The organism is Winogradskyella sp. SYSU M77433 (assembly GCF_029911945.1).
GTDB lineage: Bacteria > Bacteroidota > Bacteroidia > Flavobacteriales > Flavobacteriaceae > Winogradskyella.
In genome coordinates, this window is the sequence record NZ_JARYTG010000002.1 from 58,535 (window position 1) to 76,675 (window position 18,141).

Genomic DNA, 18,141 nt, shown 5'->3' on the forward strand with positions numbered 1-18,141 from the left:
TTTGATTTTGGTTAGTTTATAGCTTAAAAATTATTCTGACCAATCTTTTTGAGTACGATATACGACACCTTTAAATAAGGCTACTAATTCATCTCCTCTTTTGACTTCTACAATATTAAATCCTAATCTGTTTTTTACATTTTCTATCACTGATTCAGCAACTAAATAATCGCCTTCTTCTAAAGCTTCAATATGGTTAATACTTGTTTCTATGGAAACTGCAAATTTCCCATGAGTATTTGCTGCAAAACCAAAAGCGGTATCTGCTAATGCATAACTGATGCCTCCGTGTGCTTTTCCCATACTATTCAACATCTCTTTTCTAACAGTCATTGCAACACGGCAACGACCGATTTCACATTCTAAAATTTCGATGCCTAGCCAAGTACTAAAAGCGTCTTGACTTAACATTTTATATGGTATATCTTCTCCTTTCAACCTAATTACCTTTATAAATTACAGCTTTTTGTCTCAGAATATCTGATTCAATAATCATATTTAGTTCTTCTTCATTTTCCCATTCAATCAGTAAACCTAGAAACCTAGTCTTTACATCTTTTAAATCTAAATAATGTGGTGGACGAAAATAGTCCACACCTTTAATCTTTCTTATGATTTTTCTACTTCCAGTATTAAACTCAAGATAGTTTCCAGATTCTATCTTCCCATAATATTGAGCATCTATCCCTCCAGTAATAATAAGCCCAAGACTAGATTTAAATTTATCATCTAAATTGATGTCTAGTATTTTTTTCATTAAAAAAATTTCTTTCTTTCTTGATTCATCCTACGCAACAACGGACTACAACGGTAACGTTCTTCATGATACTCGTTGTATAATTCATCTATTTTTGCAACACACCAATCTATTCCTTTTTCATCTGCCCAAGCCAATAAGCCTTTTGGATAATTAACTCCTTTCGTCATAGCATTGTCTATGTCTTCAGCAGAAGCAACATTTAAAAACAATGCATCTGCAGCTTCGTTGATAAGCATGACTAAGACACGATCGAAAATAGTTTGTGCTAATTCTTGATGAGATCCTAAATCAAGTTCAGGATGACAATTATTTATGATTTTTCCATTAGAATCATAAACATAATAGCCCTTTCCTGACTTTCTTCCTAAATACCCTGCTTCACTTAAGCGTTTTTGTGTAAAACTTGGTTTGTATCTTGGGTCAAAATAAAAGGCTGTAAATACCGTTTCTGTTACCGTATAATTCACATCATTACCAATAAAATCCATTAGCTCGAATGGTCCCATTCTAAAACCACCAAGCGATTTTAAACTATAATCGATAGTAGCAAAATCAGCAATACCTTCTTCATAAATGCGTAAGGCTTCACCATAAAATGGTCGTGCCACACGGTTTACTATAAATCCTGGCGTATCTTTGGCAACAGCTACTGTTTTCTTCCAACTCTTTATGGTTTCAACAGACTTATCTAAAACTTCTTTTGAGGTTTGCACTGCTGGAATCACCTCAACCAATTTCATTAATGGTGCTGGATTGAAAAAGTGAATTCCGATGCAACGTTCTGGTTTTTGTAAAGATGATGCTATTGAAGCTATGGATAAACTAGATGTGTTAGAAGCGATAATACAATCTTCCGAAACATAGCTTTCCAACTCTGAAAAAACCTTCTTCTTAATATCCAAATTTTCAACAATAGCTTCAATCGTTAGATTTGAATCTGCTAACGCTTTTAAGCTATCGACATAAGTGATATTTGATTGAATTCTTTTCTTTTCTTCAGTATCTATTCGATCTTTTTCAATGAGTCTACTTAATATTTTTTCAAGACTTGCTTTAGCTTTATCTAAAGCTGCTTGATTAGTATCGTATAATTTTACGGAACAACCTGCAGTAGCCGCTACTTGAGCGATGCCACTTCCCATTGTTCCTGAACCGATTATTCCTACGTTCATATTTGTTTTTATATTGAGATCCTGAAACAAGTTCAGGATGACAAATCATCCAAAGGGAAGATTTGTCAAATCTACATTTCCGCCAGAAATTATGATTCCGACGTTTTTGTTCTTAAATTCTTCTTTATTCTTTAAAACAGCAGCAAAAGCTACTGCGCTTGATGGCTCTACAACTATTTTCATTCGTTCCCAAATAAGTTGCATTGCCTCTTTAATTTCTTGTTCTTCTACTCTGATAATTTTATCAACCAAAGTTTTTATGATTGGAAAATTACGATCGCCTAAATACGTTTTTAAACCATCTGCAATGGTATTTGTACTTTCATTTTTTTCAATCTTACCTGATTTTAAAGAGCGATAAGCATCATCAACTTCCATAGGTTCAGCACCCATAATTTTACAATTCGGAGCAAACTGATTAACAGCCAAAGCTGTACCTGCCAACAATCCACCGCCTCCAACCGGTGCTATAATTACATCAAGATTAGGCTGTTCTTCTAACAACTCCATTGCTGCTGTTGCATTACCAAAAATAACCTTATCTTGATTAGATGGATGTAGAAATGACGCTTTAGTTTCTTCCTGAATTTTAATAGCTGTGAATTCTCTAGCTTCAGGTGTTGACTCACATTCTATAATTTCACCACCATAGGTTTTTACACCATTCTTTTTAGCTTGTGGTGCGTTTTCTGGCATAACGATATATGCCTTAACACCAATTTTTTTAGCTGCTAATGAAACAGCTTGAGCAAAATTACCTGAAGAATGTGTAACGACGCCTTTTTGTCTTTCTTCATCGGAAAGGGATAAAATCGCGTTTGCTGCACCTCTCATTTTAAATGCTCCCATTTTCTGAAAGTTTTCACATTTAAAAAACACATTACAACCTGCTATTTCATCTAATAATTGTGATGTTAACATAGGTGTTTTGTGAATAAATGGTTTTATTCTTTCGTGGGTTTGTATGAGAAGTTCTTTGTTCATTCAAAAAAAGATTCCTGCCTACGCAGGAATGACAAAAATTTATTTTCCTTTAAAAGTTGGTTTACGTTTTTCTACAAAGGCTGAAACTCCTTCTTCGTAATCTTCGGTTTGAGCTGCTTCTATTTGTAATTTTGACTCTAATGCTAGTTGACTTTCTAAATCATTGGTTAACGATTGATTGAAAGCTTCCTTAATTTTTCCTAAAGCTAATGTTGGCATATTAGCGAGTTTTAAGGCTAGCTTATTTACTTCCTCTTCAAAACTTTCTAAGGATAAAACTTTGTAAATCATTCCCATTTTTTCGGCTTCATCGGCAGACACTTTATCGCCTAACATCGCTAAAGCTGATGCTTTTTGAAAGCCTATCAATCGTGGTAAAAAGAACGTTCCTGCGCTATCAGGTATCAAACCAATTAAACTAAAGGCTTGAATGAAGCTTACTTTTTCGTGTGCCACAACGATATCACATGCCAACGCAATGTTAGCTCCTGCTCCTGCCGCTACACCATTTACAGCACCAATAACTGGTTTCTTAATGTTTCTAATTCTGATGATTATTGGATTGTAATGCTCTTCTAGAATTTTCTTAAACCCAGGATTTAGTTCCGGACTAGTAACTTCCTTGAGGTCTTGACCTGCACAAAAAGCTTTTCCGTTTCCAGTTAAAACAATAGCTCTTACTTCTGGATTGCTTTCGCAGTCATCTAAAACTGATTGAAGTTTTAATGCCATTTCGCGGTTGAAGCTATTAAAGACTTCTGGTCTATTTAAATGAAGCCAAGCAATGTTATTCTCTATTTTCGATTGAATCGAACTCATATTTTAAGGTAATTTGAAATGTGGATTATAAATAATTCCTATGATATTCTCCCAAGGATCTTTAACGGTTGCTACCATAATATCCTCTCCTACATTATTAGGAGCTTCGTGTTCAGCAGCTCCTAAGCTAATTAACTCTTGATAAGCTTCTTGAATATTTTCTACGCCCCAATATGATAGAACATTGTCACCTTTTTGAGATTCGTCTGGCAACAATCCTAATTCGTAACCACCAATATTAAAGCCCACATAGAAGGGCTCATCAAAATACGGTTGTGTTTTAAATGCTTTGGAGTACCATTCTTTAGCATCTTTTAAACTTGCAACTTTATATATTGTTGTTCGTAATCCCTTCATTTCAAACATTTAAAATAATCAAATGGTTCTTGACAGTCGTTGCACTGAAATTGTGCTTTGCAAGCTGTTGAACCAAATTGACTTATCATTTTTGTATTTGTGCTTCCGCATTGCGGACACTTCACTAACTTTTTTCCTTCTAGCAACACTGATTTGTCCGACTCAGCATCTAATGGTGCTGCGATACCGTAATCTTCGAGTGCTTTTCTGCCTCTTGGTGTAATCCAATCGGTTGTCCAGGCTGGATGTAAAATCAAATCTACTTCGACCGTATAACCTGCTTTTTGCATAGCACGTTTGATATCGTCTCCGATAACATCCATTGCAGGACAGCCGCTGTATGTTGGTGTGATTTCGATTTTCACAAGGTTGTTTTCGATAACTGCAGAACGTACCACTCCCATATCCATAATGGATAATACTGGGATTTCTGGGTCTGAAATAGACTCTAGAATTGAGACCAAAGCCCCATCCACCTTCCCCAAAGGGGAAGAGTTATCACTCGATTGTAATATTTGATTTTCCTTACTCATATTTTTCTTCTTCCCTTTGGGAAGACTGAGATGGGCTTTTTACCATTCCATATTTGGATAGGTACGTTGCATGTATTGTAATTCTGCTAATAAATATCCCATGTGTTCAGTATGAATGCCTTGTTTTCCTCCTTTTTGAAAATATTTACTTTCTGGTACGCTTAAAGTTGCTTCTTCTAAAACTGCATTTACCTCTTCGTAATAAGCGTCTTTCAATTTAGTAACATTTACTCCAACGCCTTCTGCTACCATAGTTTTATCAGCTTCAGTTTGATGGAATAATTCATCTGTATAGGTCCATAAATCATTTATTGAGGTTTGAATACGACTATGGCTTTCTTCTGTTCCATCTCCTAATCGCTTTATCCAATCGGATGAGAAACGCTTATGATAACTTACTTCCTTGATAGATTTTTTTGCAATTGCAGACAGATTTAAATCGGTACTTTTTTCTAATTCGGTTAACATTAAAAAATGATACACATCGAATAAGAACTGCCTTGCCATTGTATATCCAAAATCGGTATTTGGTTGTTCTACCAATAACACATTGAAGTATTCGCGTTCTTTACGCAGCATTGCGATATCATCTTCTGTTCTACCATCACCTGCAATTTTTGCCGCATATTGATAATAACTACGCACTTGTCCTAATAAATCTAATGACATATTGGTGCAAGCGATATCGGTTTCTAAACTTGGTCCGTGACCGCAAAGTTCTCCTAATCGCTGACCCAGAATGAGGCTATTATCTGCGATGCCAAGGATGTAGTTGTATAGGTTTTTGTTTTTCATTTTCATTCAAATTGAGACCTTTCGACTGCGCTCAAGGTGACATTTAACCCTAATAAAGAGATCCTGAAACAACACTTCGACTCTACTCAGTGTGACAATTCAGGATGACAAACTTTGTTATTTTACATATGCTTTACCTCGTCTGGTAAATCATAAAATGTTGGGTGACGGTATACTTTATCTTGTGCAGGCTCAAATAATTCGCCGTTATGCTCTGGGTTTGATGCTGTAATATGTTTACTTTCTACAACCCAAATGCTTACACCTTCGTTACGTCTTGTATACACATCTCGTGCGTTTTCTAAAGCCATTTCAGCATCTGCCGCATGAAGGCTTCCAAAATGACGGTGTTCTAATCCGTTTTTACTTCTTACGAAGACCTCCCAAAGTGGCCAGTTTTTTGTTGCCATAATATCTTTAATTAATACCTACAAGGTTACCAAAACCTTGCAGGTGAATTATATTGCTTGTTTTTCTTTCCTATTTTGCTTTTTCTGTGCGTGAGTCATCGCTGCATCACGAACCCATTCCCCACGCTCCCATGCTCCTACTCTGGCTTTCATTCGTTCTTTGTTCATTGGACCGTGACCTTTGACAACTTGCCAAAACTCATCCCAATTAATTTCACCGAAGTCATAGCTTTGACGCTCCTCATTCCATTTTAAATCTGGATCTGGAATTGTTAATCCTAAAATTTCAGCCTGTGGCACAGTTTGGTCTATAAACTGTTGACGTAATTCGTCATTCGTTTTACGTTTCAGCTTCCACTTCATGCTTTGTTCTGTATGTGTAGATTCTGCATCTGTTGGACCAAACATCATTAAACTTGGCCACCACCAACGGTTAAGCGCATCTTGAGCCAGCTCCTTCTGTTCTAGCGTACCTTCACATAACTTCAACATGATTTCATAGCCTTGACGCTGATGAAAACTTTCTTCTTTGCATACACGTACCATTGCTCTTGCGTAAGGTCCGAAAGAGGTGTTACAAAGCGGTACTTGATTGATAATAGCTGCGCCATCTACCAACCAACCAATAGCTCCCATATCTGCCCAAGTTACTGTTGGGTAATTGAAAATGGAAGAATATTTTGCTTTACCAGAATGTAATTGCTCGTATAATTCGTCGCGAGAAATTCCTAGTGTTTCACAGGCACTGTACAGATATAATCCGTGACCAGCCTCATCTTGTACTTTAGCCAATAAGGCTACTTTGCGACGTAATGAAGGCGCACGAGTAATCCAGTTCCCTTCTGGTAACATCCCAACGATTTCGGAATGCGCATGCTGACTGATTTGCCTAATATGTGTTTGACGATATTTTTCTGGCATCCAGTCTTTAGGTTCGATTTTCTCATCACGTGCAATACGCGCTTCAAATTCTGCTTCTAGATTTTTTATTTGTTCTTCACTCATCTTTTTAGCTTTTTGCTATTAGCTGTTCACTTTTAGCTAGTGAAACATAATTTTTCTTTTTCAATATTATAAGATTCCTGCATTCGCAGGAAGTTTATACATCAAAGTCGACCACTACTTTTTTAGTCGTTGGCACAGCTTGGCAACTTAACACATAGTTTTGTGCAACCTCATCTTCCTCTAGTGCGTAGTTGATTTTCATTTCAACTTCACCTTCCATAACCTGACATTTACACGTACTGCAAACACCACCTTTGCACGCAAATGGCAAATCTGCACCAGCTGTTAAAGCACCATCTAAAATATTATCATCGTCTTGTTGCATTGTGAAACGAAATTCCTTTCCTCCATCTATAATGATAACTTCGACTCCATCAATTTTTTGTTCAGACAATCGTTCTACACGTTTTTTATCTTCTTCGGTTAAGCCTTTTACAAATAATTCAAAATGAATTAATTCTTTTGGCAAACCTGCTTCCGCTAGATAATTACTTACGTAATTCACCATATCTTCTGGACCGCACAAAAACACTTCACTAGTATCTGGAATATCAATAAATGTTTTGGTGAGCACTTTCATCTTATCATCATCAAAACGTCCATTAAATAGCTCAATGTCTCGTTTTTCTTTGGTTAAAAAATAATAAATTTCCAACCTTCCAAAATACGTGTTTCTTAGCTGTTCTAACTCTTCCTTAAAGATAATGGATTTAGCTGTTTTATTCACATAGAATAATTTGCAAGTAGAATTCGGTTCTGTTGCTAAGTGTGCTTTTATCATAGATAGGATTGGTGTAATACCACTTCCTGCTGCAAAAAACAGATAGTTCTTAGCGTTCTCAGCATTACATTTTACACCAAAAGTTCCACTTGGAGGCATTACCTCCAACTCATCACCAATTTTTAATGTTGAGTTTACGAAAGTTGAAAACTTTCCTCCTGGTATTTCTTTTACAGCAACTTTCCATTCGTTATCAAACGGACTTGAGCATAGTGAATAAGAACGACGTACATCTTCAGAATCTATTATAGTCTTTAATGTTAAATGTTGCCCTTGAGAAAATATAAATGCTTTTTGAAATTCTAAAGGCACATCAAAAGACACAACTGACGTATCGTTTGTCTCTTTGTAAATATCCTTAACCTTTAATTTATAAAATTCTGCCATAAGCGTTTCTGTACTGCAGACATCTTCCTACTTCGACTGCGATAAGCATAAACTAGGAAGAATTTATCTTAATCTATTATTACAATTTGTACTACTCGAAAACGTTTTCGATTTAGAGCAATAAAAAAACTAACAATCGTTAGTTTACTTTACAAATTTACAAAAATTAATTAATTTCTTTGTTAATTCCTTTAACAAGGATTTTACTTAATTGTTCGGACAGCTCCTTAGGTTTTAAGTCCTCTTTCTTAGAAATCCACAGATACAATAACCTTAAAGTTGATAGAATTGAAAAGAGAATAACATCAATATTTTCATTAACAATTTCATCATTTTCTATTCCCTTTTTGATAATATTCCTGAACTCATCTTCATAATTAGAACGGAGTAAAAGGTAATATTCTAACTTTTCTTCCAAATGCACCCAATCATTATTTAAGGAAGCCATTTCATCAGTATTCTTGGAAGTAATATCTACATGAAGATTCACTACCGCTTCAATTTTTTTAATGCTAGTAAGGTTTGATTTCTCTATATTTTTTATGCCTTCGGTAAAATCTTCTGCCAAAGAAATAATGATTTCCTTTAAAATTTCTTGCTTAGAGCTAATATGATTGTAAAGACTTGCCGCTTTTATTCCCATTGCCGTAGCCAAATCTCGCATTGTTACTGCACTGTAGCCCTTTTCTTTAAACAGTTTTGCAGCTGTTTTAACAATTTCTTCCTTACGAGTTATTCCCTTCAATACTTTATATAGTCTTTTATTATTCGTAAATTTAATTAAATTTTAAGTATGGGATTTTTAGATTTTATTTTCGGCACAAAAAAGAGAGAAGTTGAAGACTATTTAGCAAATGGAGCATTGATATTAGACGTTAGAAGCCAACAGGAATGGGACAGTGGCCATATTGATAATGCTAAACATATTCCATTGAACGAGTTAAACAATCGCGTAGAAGAAGTAAAGAAACTCAATAAACCCATTATTGTATGCTGTGCAAGTGGTGTCCGTTCGGCAAAGGCTGCTAAATTCCTAAATTTACACAATATTGAAGCTACTAATGGTGGTGGCTGGGTAAACCTTAAGAAAAAACTATAGTTTTAAATCACCAATTTCATTAGAGGATTCTATAATATTTTCGTTGTATTGTAACGTCCAACCAAGTGAATTAGTTAAAATATAAAATTTAGAGATTTCACTTAACAAGCGATTTTTAGCATTTGATTTTAAATCTGAATTCTCGATTTTTTTCATCAATTGCTTTTTCACTGTCTCTTTAATATCGTTATAGTCTTTGGCTTCGAATTGATTTAAAAAATCTGCTTGGATATCATAATATTCAAAGTCTGGATTGATTTTAATTTCCTGATCTGGAATATGTGTTATAAGTAATATTTTATTCTCTTCATCAATATCATATTCCAATTTGCTTAAATCATAGGACACTGTTACATCTGCGTTAACAACAACCAAAGCTTTCTTTTCAACTTCAATTAAATCTCCAAAAATTGCTTTTGAATTCTTGTAACTAAACACCTCGCTAAAGTGACCTTCAGTAACAACCAACTTGCTTACATTTTTTAGCTGTTCTTGAATTAAAGCTGAGTTTTCTTTTAAAATTATTTCGTTGTTCTTTTTATCTCCACAATATTTAAAAGTAAAAAGAACTACTAATGTTATAATAACGCCAAAAAGGATTTTTCTCATGCTTAAAATTAACTAAATCTATGATAAACAAGTGTGAAACAAAACCTAATTAAATCCTATTTTTTTGCTTTACATCGTTTACGAGTGCTAATTACCTAAAAAAACTACGGAATATCGCCTTCTTATTGCGAATTTACTAATCAACTCTACCTTAGCTATGTAATTAGCAATAATAAGCGCTGATTTTTACGATTAATTCATTATCCTCAAATCTAAAACGTGAATATTATGAAAAGAATATGCACACTACTAATCCTACTTTCGACTACACTTTCAAATAGTCAAGTTACACTATTAAAAAACTACAATCCTAAAGCGCAAGATTTAGAACACCACTTAAATTCAACCAAGGATAGTTTGATTTTATCTTCAGATAAAAATATTGTTCAAGTTGATATCTTCAACGAAGATTTTGAGACATCTATTAAAGTTGAAAATAAAAACACTGCAATCTCACTGAGAGAAATTCCTATCGGCGAATTTTCTATTGAAGCTAAATTAACCGATAAAATCGTTGTAATGGATATTATAAAATATGATGATATTACTAACACCTCATCTTCTAAAAAAGAAATCGTAGAGGGTATGGGAATGATGCTAGATGAAGGTTTGAAGGTTATAAAAAGCTCACCAAAAACAAGTATAGAATTTTTATTAACAAGAGGTAGAGCAAAAAATCCAAGCAAAAAAAATCAAAAGTTTTACTACACTGTAATTAAAATAAACAATGGTAGTAGCACAAGTAAAACCATGAGGTTAGTAGACGAAAAGTCTATGGAACGTATGGTTTTAAAAAATAAAATAGAGTTTAAAAGTTCTACTACAAAATCTAACGAACTGACTGTTTGGGAAATTTATGACACCGAAAAATTTATGGAATTTCAGTCTGTTAATTCTGATTATGTATACACTTCAAACTCTGAAGCCTTTAATCCAAACCCTTATTATACAACTAGCAAAAAAGAAACAGCAACCATAGCTGGTTTAAAATAGAAAAACACTAGTTTCCTTTCTCCATATGAAAGCCTAACTAATGTTTTTAATTAATGACTAATAGCACTACAAATATAGCCAGCCTAAATCTCTAAATTTAGCAAACTGTATTACCAAAAGGTTACCTTGTTTTTAAATTTTCTGCTACAGAAAAACGAATAATCATACACCTAATCTAAAAAATATGTAAAATATCTATATTTTAGCATTACATTGGTCTTGTCTATTACATTTGTTTTAGAACTTAGAACCCAATGATAAGTTCTTATTTGTTCCCCCAAGACAAAACCTACTTATGAAAAGAACATTGTATTCCCTTACCCTTATACTTTTGGCTACTTTAGCCTATGGTCAAAAATCCACACTTTTACAAAACATTAATTTTAGAGCTAAAGAACTGAAGCACCACTTGAATGATGCAGGTGACAGCCTTATCCTAGAAAGTGAACGTCCAATTTATAAAGTAGAAATTTTCAATAGTGATTTTGAAAAATCTCAAATTGTAAAAAACACCAAAGTAACGATTCCTTTACAAGATATTCCTGTAGGCAGATTTGTTGTTGAAGCAGCATTACCAGACAGACTCATAGTAATCACATTACTTAGAAATGAGATTATAGACACAAGGCCTGCTATGAATATACCAAACCCAGTAAGAAACACTTCTTTATTTGGCAATGCTATGCCAAAAGCTAGTGAAAGGCCAGAAAACCCAATGACGACTCCACTAGAAGACAGAATTGTTATTGTAAACAAAAATAATTCTGAACGAAGAGAAAATTCAAGCAACGTAAACGAACTAAAATCTGAGATTGCTTCCGTAAAAGAAACTAAAGCAACTGTTGAAGAAAACTCAATTAAGATCACAAAAAGACACACTCCAACTACAAACAAAATAACTGAAGTTGAGAAAAACAGTGTATTAAAAGCAGATACACAACAAGAGAATGATGCGCTTTTCTTTGCAAATAACAATACAGTTTCAGCTAATCCTGGAAAAAGAGTTGTCCAAGCTTATTGGATAGTTTATAAGACCAATAATGCTTCAGGTTCTGGAAGCATAAGAAGGTTTGGAGATCAAAAAATGGTTAACAAAATGATCTCTTTTATAAACTTAGACAAGAAAACAATTGCAGGAAAACACAACGAACTCTATGTTTATGAAGTATATGATGTAGATGCTTTTGTAAAAATGAAATTAAAGAATCGTGATTATATGAATGTAGAAACAGACTGCTTCGATTCTACCCCTTACTTTAAAGCTGAAGACAGAGAAAAGGAATCAAGCCTTCCTTAATCTAGAAAAGCTATTTCTTAAGCTCTAATTTTTCAGCAAAATAATCACAGAAATCTTTCATAGTTGCGGTCATCTTTTCGTCTTGAGTTGCTCTATGAAAAGTATCACTCATGGTTACTAAAGTCTGATGAAAAAACTTTTTCATTTCATCTACAGGCATATCTTTAGTCCATAAGTCAATCTTTAAAGTTTCTTGAGCATTACTATCCCAAACCGATAGCATTATAGCTTTAGCTTCTTCATTAACCACACCTCCATCTTGTGCTGTCCACTTTAATTTTTCAGGCACTCGATTTTCGTCAAGTTCTACGTTAAGCTCTATTTTTGATTTTATGATTTTTGACATTACTTTTTTGGTTTAAATTTTGATTTTCTAAAAATTTCCTCGGGCTCTTTCTCTAAGATAGACATTGGCTTTTCACCTGTATTCTCAGCATAAGCTTTCACTATTTGCCAACCTATATATTGACCCAACCGTCCAGGAGATTGATTATCTAATTCAAGATAAAACTTAGAAAATGGTGCATCTGCAATAAATCTGCTAGACAACTTAGCATCTGTACTGTACAACAACTCCTTTTCTATAAAATAGCTCCAAATGGGACTTTCATTGGCTTCTGCCCACTGTAATTGTTCTTCTGAATATCCTATTTTTTCTGCATCTGTAACAAATGGAATCATTACATCTTTAAAATATAGAAGCTTTCCGAAGTAAATCATCTCATCTAGCAAGGTCTTTCTCTCACTCTGAAACACATACTTTTTAGCATATCCTTCTGCTACTTCTGGCACTATTTGAGCCTCATTCATATTTGCCGCTAAATACTTTGGTATATTTTGATAAAACTTATGCTCTGACCCTAAAAAATTATCCAATGCTATTAAAACTAGAGTGTCAGTGACAATTGTTTTATTTCTATAATCCACATCATTCGTCAGTGTAATCACTCTAGGCGAACTAAACGATTTGTCATAATACTTTAAATGCTGAAACAAATCTTTAAGATCAGCCTTTACGTTCTTAAAATCTGAATATTTTGAAGTTACCTCTTCAAGAAGTTCTCTTTGAAGCGTATCATTCATTCTATCTATCCAAAGAGAATCAGGCACATGCTTTGAAAAAAGAAAAGGATAAGCACTTTTTAGCCTAGGCAAATCAGTTGATTTTGCTTCAAAAAATGCTTTATCAAAACGTTCAACTACAAAATCGACATCGACTTTATCTATTTCTTTTTCTACCTTAGATGCTTCTTCACAAGACATAAGGCATACTCCCAAAATTAATATTACGTAAATTCTTAATGGCATTTGGTAAAACATTTTTAATCCTAACACTATTCTCTTACTTTTGTTGTGCAAAGGTACACTTCTTTACATTAAAACTTCAAAAATTATGCAAACAGAAAAGGTTGTAAATCACATAGTGGATTGGTTAAAAGATTATGCTACCAAAGCCAAAGTAAATGGTTTTGTAGTTGGTATTTCAGGTGGAATAGATTCTGCCGTAACTTCAACACTTTGTGCCAAAACTGGTTTAGATGTTTTGTGTTTAGAAATACCCATACACCAAGCTGAGAGTCATGTTTCAAGAGCTCACGAGCATATAGCCCAACTACAAAAACGTTTTACCAACGTACAAGAAACAAGAGTAGATTTAACTCCTGTTTTTGAAGAGTTTAAAACCGAAGTAAGCCTCGAAGGAAAACAAGAAACCGTTGATATGGCATTAGCCAATACCAGAGCCAGATTAAGAATGACCACACTTTATTACCACGCAGGTTTATTAGGAAGACTTGTTGCTGGCACAGGAAATAAAGTTGAAGATTTTGGTGTTGGTTTCTACACCAAATATGGAGATGGAGGTGTTGACCTAAGTCCTATTGCTGATTTAATGAAGTCTGAAGTTTACGAACTCGGTAAATATCTTGAAGTACCAGAATCTATAATGGAAGCTGCACCAAGTGATGGCCTTTTTGGTGATGCACGTAGTGATGAAGATCAAATAGGTGCTTCGTATCCTGAGTTGGAATGGGCTATGAAAATGAAAGACGAAGGCAAAACCGCAGATGATTTTGAAGGCAGAAAACGAATAGTTTTTGAAATATTCACAAGTTACAATACAGCCAACCAACATAAAATGATTCCGATACCTGTTTGTGAAATTCCTAATATTTTAAGGTAAAAATTGTATTTTATCAAATATTTTTAGAAAATCAATTAAATTTTAACTAACTTTAAGCAACAAATCTCCGCTATATCCTTGACGTAGCTTTTGCTATCGTATTTTTTTAACCCTAACCAAATAATTGTCATGATACAAATCTTGATTGTTGACAGTCATCCTATTGTAAGAGCTGGCTTGGAACTTTATCTTAACTCAAAACCAGATCTTAAAGTCGTAGGAAGTCTCGGCAGTGGTATTGAAATTTTTGACTTTATACGAAAACAAAAAGTTGATGTAATAATTTCTGAAATAGATTTACCCGAACTAAACGGTATTACAGCTCTTAGAGCCATTAAAAAAGAAAATAAATCTATTAACGTTTTAATGTTTAGTCATCAACCAGAAGAGATCTATGCCATAAGCACATTAAAAGCTGGCGCATCTGGCTATTTAAACAAAGAGGCAAGTGTAGACATGATAGAAGAAGCGGTTAGAAAAGTTCACTCTGGTGAAATTTCCCTAAGTGAAAAGATGGACAAACATCTGCGTTATGAAGATACTCGTAGAAGCCGAAGCCGTATGTTTAAAAAACTATCTACTAGAGAAGTTGAAGTTTTAAAATTGCTCTCAATAGGTAGAAAAAACAAAGAAATAGCTGAGGAACTAGATATCAATGAAAAAACGGTAAGTACTTATAAAGCTAGGCTTTTCAAAAAACTTAATGTAAATAACATTATAGATTTAATACACCAAGCCAAGCATCATAACCTTACTTAGCCTCCAACAACTTTTCCTAGTTTACGAGATAATAACATTTTTAAACCAAGATAATCTTTTACATCTTCAATGATAGTACGAGTATCTACATTTTGGTTTAAAGTTTCGTTCTTATATTCAGCTACCTTTTGGTCAATAAGAAAACAGCGCAAACTCAAAATAGTTTGACTGACCAATTGAGATATAGAATGCTCTTTTTCTTTTGGAATGATATTGTTTCGATGCCAATCGTGCAACGTATACTTTTCATCTTCCATCAAGATACCCGTAACTGTACTGGCAGATTCTTGGTCGAGTTGATTGATAAAATCTTTTGTCGAAAAATTTTCATCTTGATTTAGTTTATCAATGATAGAATAATACAATTCCTTAAACTTTTCATTGGTAAACTGCATCTCATCTTCTTGAAGATCTAAGTATATTTTTTCAAAAACTTTAGCCTCATGTATGGTTGGCTCTAAAATCAATTCACCAGAAGCTTCATCTTCTTTTAGAATTAAATCTTCAAACTGTTCGGTTTTATCACCATACAGCATTAATATTTCAATAATTTTTTGCTCTAACTCAAACTGCACATCAACCCTCGGCTTTGACTGATTTTTATTCTTTACAACCTCAAAAGCTTTTTGTTCTTGCTGGTATTTTTTATTAGCATCATTAACATCCTTTTTGTTGATCTGTGCTAATGTGCTAAAAAGTACATTCTCGCTTATATCCATAATTCGAGCACATTCTTGAATATAAACTTCGCGCTTTATCTGATCTGGAATCTTAGCGATACTGTTAACAATTTCACGAATGGTTTCTGCCTTCTTTATAGGATCATTACTAGCCTCTTTTACCAATAAAGACGCTTTAAATTGAATGAAATCCTTAGCGTTTTCATTTAGGTATTCGGTAAGTTCTTCAAACGTATTAGATCTCGAGAAGCTGTCTGGATCTTCACCATCTGGGAACGTACAAACCCTTACATTCATACCTTGTTCCAATATTAAGTCAATACCTCGTATAGACGCTCTAATTCCCGCCGCATCACCATCAAATAAAACTGTAATATTATTGGTCAATCTATTTATCAACCGTATTTGCTCAGGCGTCAACGCTGTTCCAGAAGAAGACACCACGTTTTTTATTCCTGTTTGATAAAATTGAATAACATCTGTATAACCTTCTACTAAATAACAATTATCTTCTTTTGAGATGGCTTGCTTAGCAAAGTACAAGCCATAAAGCACTTTACTTTTATGATAAATTTCACTCTCGGGAGAGTTAAGATATTTGGCTGCTTTTTTATCATTTGTTAGAATACGTCCACCGAAACCAAGTATACGTCCACTCATACTGTGAATTGGAAACATCACACGACCTTTAAACCTATCGAAACGCCTTTCATCTTTAACAATAGTAAGCCCAGTTTGCTCTAAAAACTCCAACTGATAGCCTTTACCTAAGGCATCATCTGTAAAGGCTTGCCATTCATCTAAGGAATAACCTAGCTGAAACTTATTAATAATCTCTTCCTTAAATCCACGCTCTTTAAAATAGCTTAGACCTATTGCTTTTCCCTTATCGGTTTTATGTAGTACTTTTTGAAAATACTCATTAGCATATTCACTTACCAAATACAGGCTTTCTCTTGTATTGGCTTGTTCTTTCTGCTCGTCAGTTCTTTCAATTTCGTCGATTTCAATATTATATTTCTTGGCCAAATATTTTATAGCTTCAGGGTACGTAAAATGCTCGTGCTCCATTAAAAATGTCACAGCATTACCGCCTTTTCCTGTTGAGAAATCTTTCCAAATCTGTTTCACTGGAGACACCATAAAACTAGGAGTACGCTCATCACTAAATGGACTTAAGCCTTTAAAATTGCTCCCAGATTTCTTTAACTGTACAAAATCACCAATGACCTCCTCTACACGAGAAGTTTCAAAGACTTGAGATATGGTGTTTTGTGAAATCAAAATGTACGTTTTTGCAAGTTGGTAAATTTAATACAACTATTAGTTTTTTGAAACTATATATCACAAATGTTAAACTAATTACAATTGTCAAAATTTAATTTAAGCCCTTTATTAACTTTGAGTGTATGAGCTCAAAACCTACCAAAACAAAATCTATAAGAAAGCCTTACAAAAAGAAGCGCTATACACTACCAATCATCATAATTATTATTTTGTTAGGTCTTAGAATTTACTTACCATATTACGTTAAATATGAAGTTAATAAGGTATTAGCCGAATTACCAGGTTACCATGGAGCTGTTGATGATATTGACATTTCACTCATAAGAGGTGCTTATGTTATTAAAGGTATGTATCTCAATAAAATCAATGCCAAGACAGAAGTTCCTTTTTTAAAATTTCCGAAAAGCGATATTTCTATTGAATGGAAATCTCTACTTAAAGGAAAAATTGTTAGTGAAATTGTAATGGATAGCCCAGAGGTTATTTATGTTTTTGAAGACCAACAAACCGAAGGAGAAATGCCTGATGTTGATGATTGGACAAAAGCTTTGACAGATTTAGTACCGATTGAAATTAACCACTTTGAAGTCCATAATGGTAAAATTGCCTTTGTGGAATTGCAGGCAAATCCAAATATAGATTTACATTTTGATAAGCTTGAACTCTACGCTGATAATTTAAGAAATGTAACCTCTATGGAACGTACTTTACCGTCTCCTATTTCTGCAACAGCAGTTTCTATAGGAAATGGAAACGTAAAATTAGACGGCAACATTAACCTTATCAAAGAAATACCTGATATGAATGTTGAGTTTGCTTTACAAAAAGCTAACGTTACTGCTCTTAATCCTTTTACAAGACACTATACTGGTATTGATTTTAAAAGTGGAACATTTGAGCTTTTTAGTGAAGTTGCCATTGCCGATGGCCATCTTAAAGGTTATATGAAACCTATGGTTATAGATTCTAAACTTATAAGTAAAGATGATGGTTTTCTTGGAGTTTTATGGGAAGGTTTTGTAGGCTTTTTTAAATTCATATTAAAAAATCATAAGACTAATACATTAGCTACAAAAATTCCTATTGAAGGAAATTTGAATAATGTAAAATCTAATACGCTAACTGCTGTGGTAAATATTTTTGGTAATGCTTGGATAAAGGCTTTTAAAGGAGTTATTGATGATGATATTGAGTTTGAGGATGCTTTTAGCAACAGCGAAAAATAAAAGCCC

22 protein-coding genes are annotated in these 18,141 nt (G+C 33.9%); 6 read left to right on the forward strand and 16 right to left on the reverse strand.

What is annotated here, in order from left to right; all coding sequences use genetic code 11:
- Window positions 1–30: 30 nt before the first annotated feature.
- From QGM60_RS03480 to QGM60_RS03535, 12 genes are all read right to left on the reverse strand, one after another.
- Complete coding sequence (locus QGM60_RS03480) at window positions 31–438, reverse strand: hotdog fold thioesterase (RefSeq protein WP_281138863.1); 408 nt, start codon at window positions 436–438, stop codon at window positions 31–33.
- 1 nt (window position 439) lies between these two features.
- A complete protein-coding gene (locus tag QGM60_RS03485; RefSeq protein ID WP_281138864.1) occupies window positions 440–757 on the reverse strand; it encodes a hypothetical protein in 318 nt (105 codons plus the stop codon).
- A complete protein-coding gene (locus QGM60_RS03490) occupies window positions 757–1,932 on the reverse strand; it encodes a 3-hydroxyacyl-CoA dehydrogenase NAD-binding domain-containing protein (protein WP_281138865.1) in 1,176 nt (391 codons plus the stop codon). The genes QGM60_RS03485 and QGM60_RS03490 overlap by 1 nt, the downstream gene beginning before the upstream one ends.
- Window positions 1,933–1,977: 45 nt before the next feature.
- On the reverse strand, window positions 1,978–2,916 hold the full coding sequence (locus QGM60_RS03495) for a pyridoxal-phosphate dependent enzyme (RefSeq protein ID WP_281138866.1): 939 nt from the start codon (window positions 2,914–2,916) through the stop codon (window positions 1,978–1,980).
- Window positions 2,917–2,955: 39 nt separating this feature from the next.
- Window positions 2,956–3,735: an enoyl-CoA hydratase-related protein gene (locus tag QGM60_RS03500; RefSeq protein ID WP_281138867.1), complete on the reverse strand. Its 780-nt coding sequence runs from the start codon at window positions 3,733–3,735 to the stop codon at window positions 2,956–2,958.
- Between the two features lie 3 nt (window positions 3,736–3,738).
- Entirely contained in the window at window positions 3,739–4,092 is a 354-nt protein-coding gene (locus QGM60_RS03505) for a VOC family protein (protein ID WP_281138868.1), read from the reverse strand.
- Window positions 4,089–4,577: a 1,2-phenylacetyl-CoA epoxidase subunit PaaD gene (paaD, locus tag QGM60_RS03510; protein WP_281138869.1), complete on the reverse strand. Its 489-nt coding sequence runs from the start codon at window positions 4,575–4,577 to the stop codon at window positions 4,089–4,091. The genes QGM60_RS03505 and paaD overlap by 4 nt, the downstream gene beginning before the upstream one ends.
- Before the next feature lie 87 nt (window positions 4,578–4,664).
- Window positions 4,665–5,420, reverse strand: coding sequence for a 1,2-phenylacetyl-CoA epoxidase subunit PaaC (paaC, locus tag QGM60_RS03515; RefSeq protein WP_281138870.1), 756 nt, complete (start codon window positions 5,418–5,420; stop codon window positions 4,665–4,667).
- Window positions 5,421–5,542: 122 nt separating this feature from the next.
- Window positions 5,543–5,830, reverse strand: coding sequence for a 1,2-phenylacetyl-CoA epoxidase subunit PaaB (gene paaB, locus QGM60_RS03520; RefSeq protein ID WP_188606830.1), 288 nt, complete (start codon window positions 5,828–5,830; stop codon window positions 5,543–5,545).
- Between the two features lie 48 nt (window positions 5,831–5,878).
- A complete protein-coding gene (paaA, locus tag QGM60_RS03525) occupies window positions 5,879–6,835 on the reverse strand; it encodes a 1,2-phenylacetyl-CoA epoxidase subunit PaaA (RefSeq protein ID WP_281138871.1) in 957 nt (318 codons plus the stop codon).
- 94 nt (window positions 6,836–6,929) lie between these two features.
- A complete protein-coding gene (locus tag QGM60_RS03530) occupies window positions 6,930–8,003 on the reverse strand; it encodes a 2Fe-2S iron-sulfur cluster-binding protein (RefSeq protein WP_281138872.1) in 1,074 nt (357 codons plus the stop codon).
- Between the two features lie 166 nt (window positions 8,004–8,169).
- Window positions 8,170–8,748: a TetR/AcrR family transcriptional regulator gene (locus QGM60_RS03535; RefSeq protein WP_281138873.1), complete on the reverse strand. Its 579-nt coding sequence runs from the start codon at window positions 8,746–8,748 to the stop codon at window positions 8,170–8,172.
- Window positions 8,749–8,796: 48 nt separating this feature from the next.
- Between QGM60_RS03535 and QGM60_RS03540 the strand changes: the two genes are divergently transcribed.
- Window positions 8,797–9,102 carry a rhodanese-like domain-containing protein gene (locus tag QGM60_RS03540; RefSeq protein ID WP_281138874.1) on the forward strand — a complete coding sequence of 102 codons (306 nt, stop codon included), beginning with the start codon at window positions 8,797–8,799 and terminating at the stop codon, window positions 9,100–9,102.
- Here QGM60_RS03540 and QGM60_RS03545 read toward each other — a convergent pair.
- Window positions 9,097–9,711: a DUF4230 domain-containing protein gene (locus tag QGM60_RS03545; protein WP_281138875.1), complete on the reverse strand. Its 615-nt coding sequence runs from the start codon at window positions 9,709–9,711 to the stop codon at window positions 9,097–9,099. The genes QGM60_RS03540 and QGM60_RS03545 overlap by 6 nt on opposite strands.
- A 228-nt stretch (window positions 9,712–9,939) precedes the next feature.
- On the opposite strand from QGM60_RS03545, the gene QGM60_RS03550 reads away from it, so the two are divergent.
- Together QGM60_RS03550 and QGM60_RS03555 are read left to right on the forward strand one after the other, a co-directional pair.
- Window positions 9,940–10,704 (forward strand): hypothetical protein, encoded by a 765-nt coding sequence (locus tag QGM60_RS03550; protein ID WP_281138876.1) that lies wholly within the window; start codon window positions 9,940–9,942, stop codon window positions 10,702–10,704.
- Between the two features lie 295 nt (window positions 10,705–10,999).
- Window positions 11,000–12,001, forward strand: coding sequence for a hypothetical protein (locus QGM60_RS03555; RefSeq protein ID WP_281138877.1), 1,002 nt, complete (start codon window positions 11,000–11,002; stop codon window positions 11,999–12,001).
- Between the two features lie 10 nt (window positions 12,002–12,011).
- On the opposite strand, the gene gldC is transcribed toward QGM60_RS03555, so the two are convergent.
- Entirely contained in the window at window positions 12,012–12,347 is a 336-nt protein-coding gene (gldC, locus tag QGM60_RS03560) for a gliding motility protein GldC (protein ID WP_281138878.1), read from the reverse strand.
- Window positions 12,347–13,309 carry a gliding motility lipoprotein GldB gene (gene gldB / locus QGM60_RS03565; protein WP_281138879.1) on the reverse strand — a complete coding sequence of 321 codons (963 nt, stop codon included), beginning with the start codon at window positions 13,307–13,309 and terminating at the stop codon, window positions 12,347–12,349. Before gldB ends, gldC begins: the two co-directional genes overlap by 1 nt.
- An 85-nt stretch (window positions 13,310–13,394) precedes the next feature.
- On the opposite strand from gldB, the gene nadE reads away from it, so the two are divergent.
- Entirely contained in the window at window positions 13,395–14,183 is a 789-nt protein-coding gene (nadE, locus tag QGM60_RS03570) for an NAD(+) synthase (RefSeq protein WP_281138880.1), read from the forward strand.
- 129 nt (window positions 14,184–14,312) lie between these two features.
- Entirely contained in the window at window positions 14,313–14,942 is a 630-nt protein-coding gene (locus QGM60_RS03575) for a response regulator transcription factor (RefSeq protein ID WP_281138881.1), read from the forward strand.
- Here QGM60_RS03575 and dnaG read toward each other — a convergent pair.
- Window positions 14,939–16,906 carry a DNA primase gene (gene dnaG, locus QGM60_RS03580; RefSeq protein WP_281138882.1) on the reverse strand — a complete coding sequence of 656 codons (1,968 nt, stop codon included), beginning with the start codon at window positions 16,904–16,906 and terminating at the stop codon, window positions 14,939–14,941. The two genes, QGM60_RS03575 and dnaG, sit on opposite strands and share 4 nt — an antisense overlap.
- Window positions 16,907–17,031: 125 nt before the next feature.
- Here dnaG and QGM60_RS03585 point away from each other — a divergent pair, with 125 nt between their 5' ends.
- Window positions 17,032–18,135 (forward strand): DUF748 domain-containing protein, encoded by a 1,104-nt coding sequence (locus QGM60_RS03585; RefSeq protein ID WP_281138883.1) that lies wholly within the window; start codon window positions 17,032–17,034, stop codon window positions 18,133–18,135.
- The last annotated feature ends 6 nt before the right edge of the window (window positions 18,136–18,141 follow it).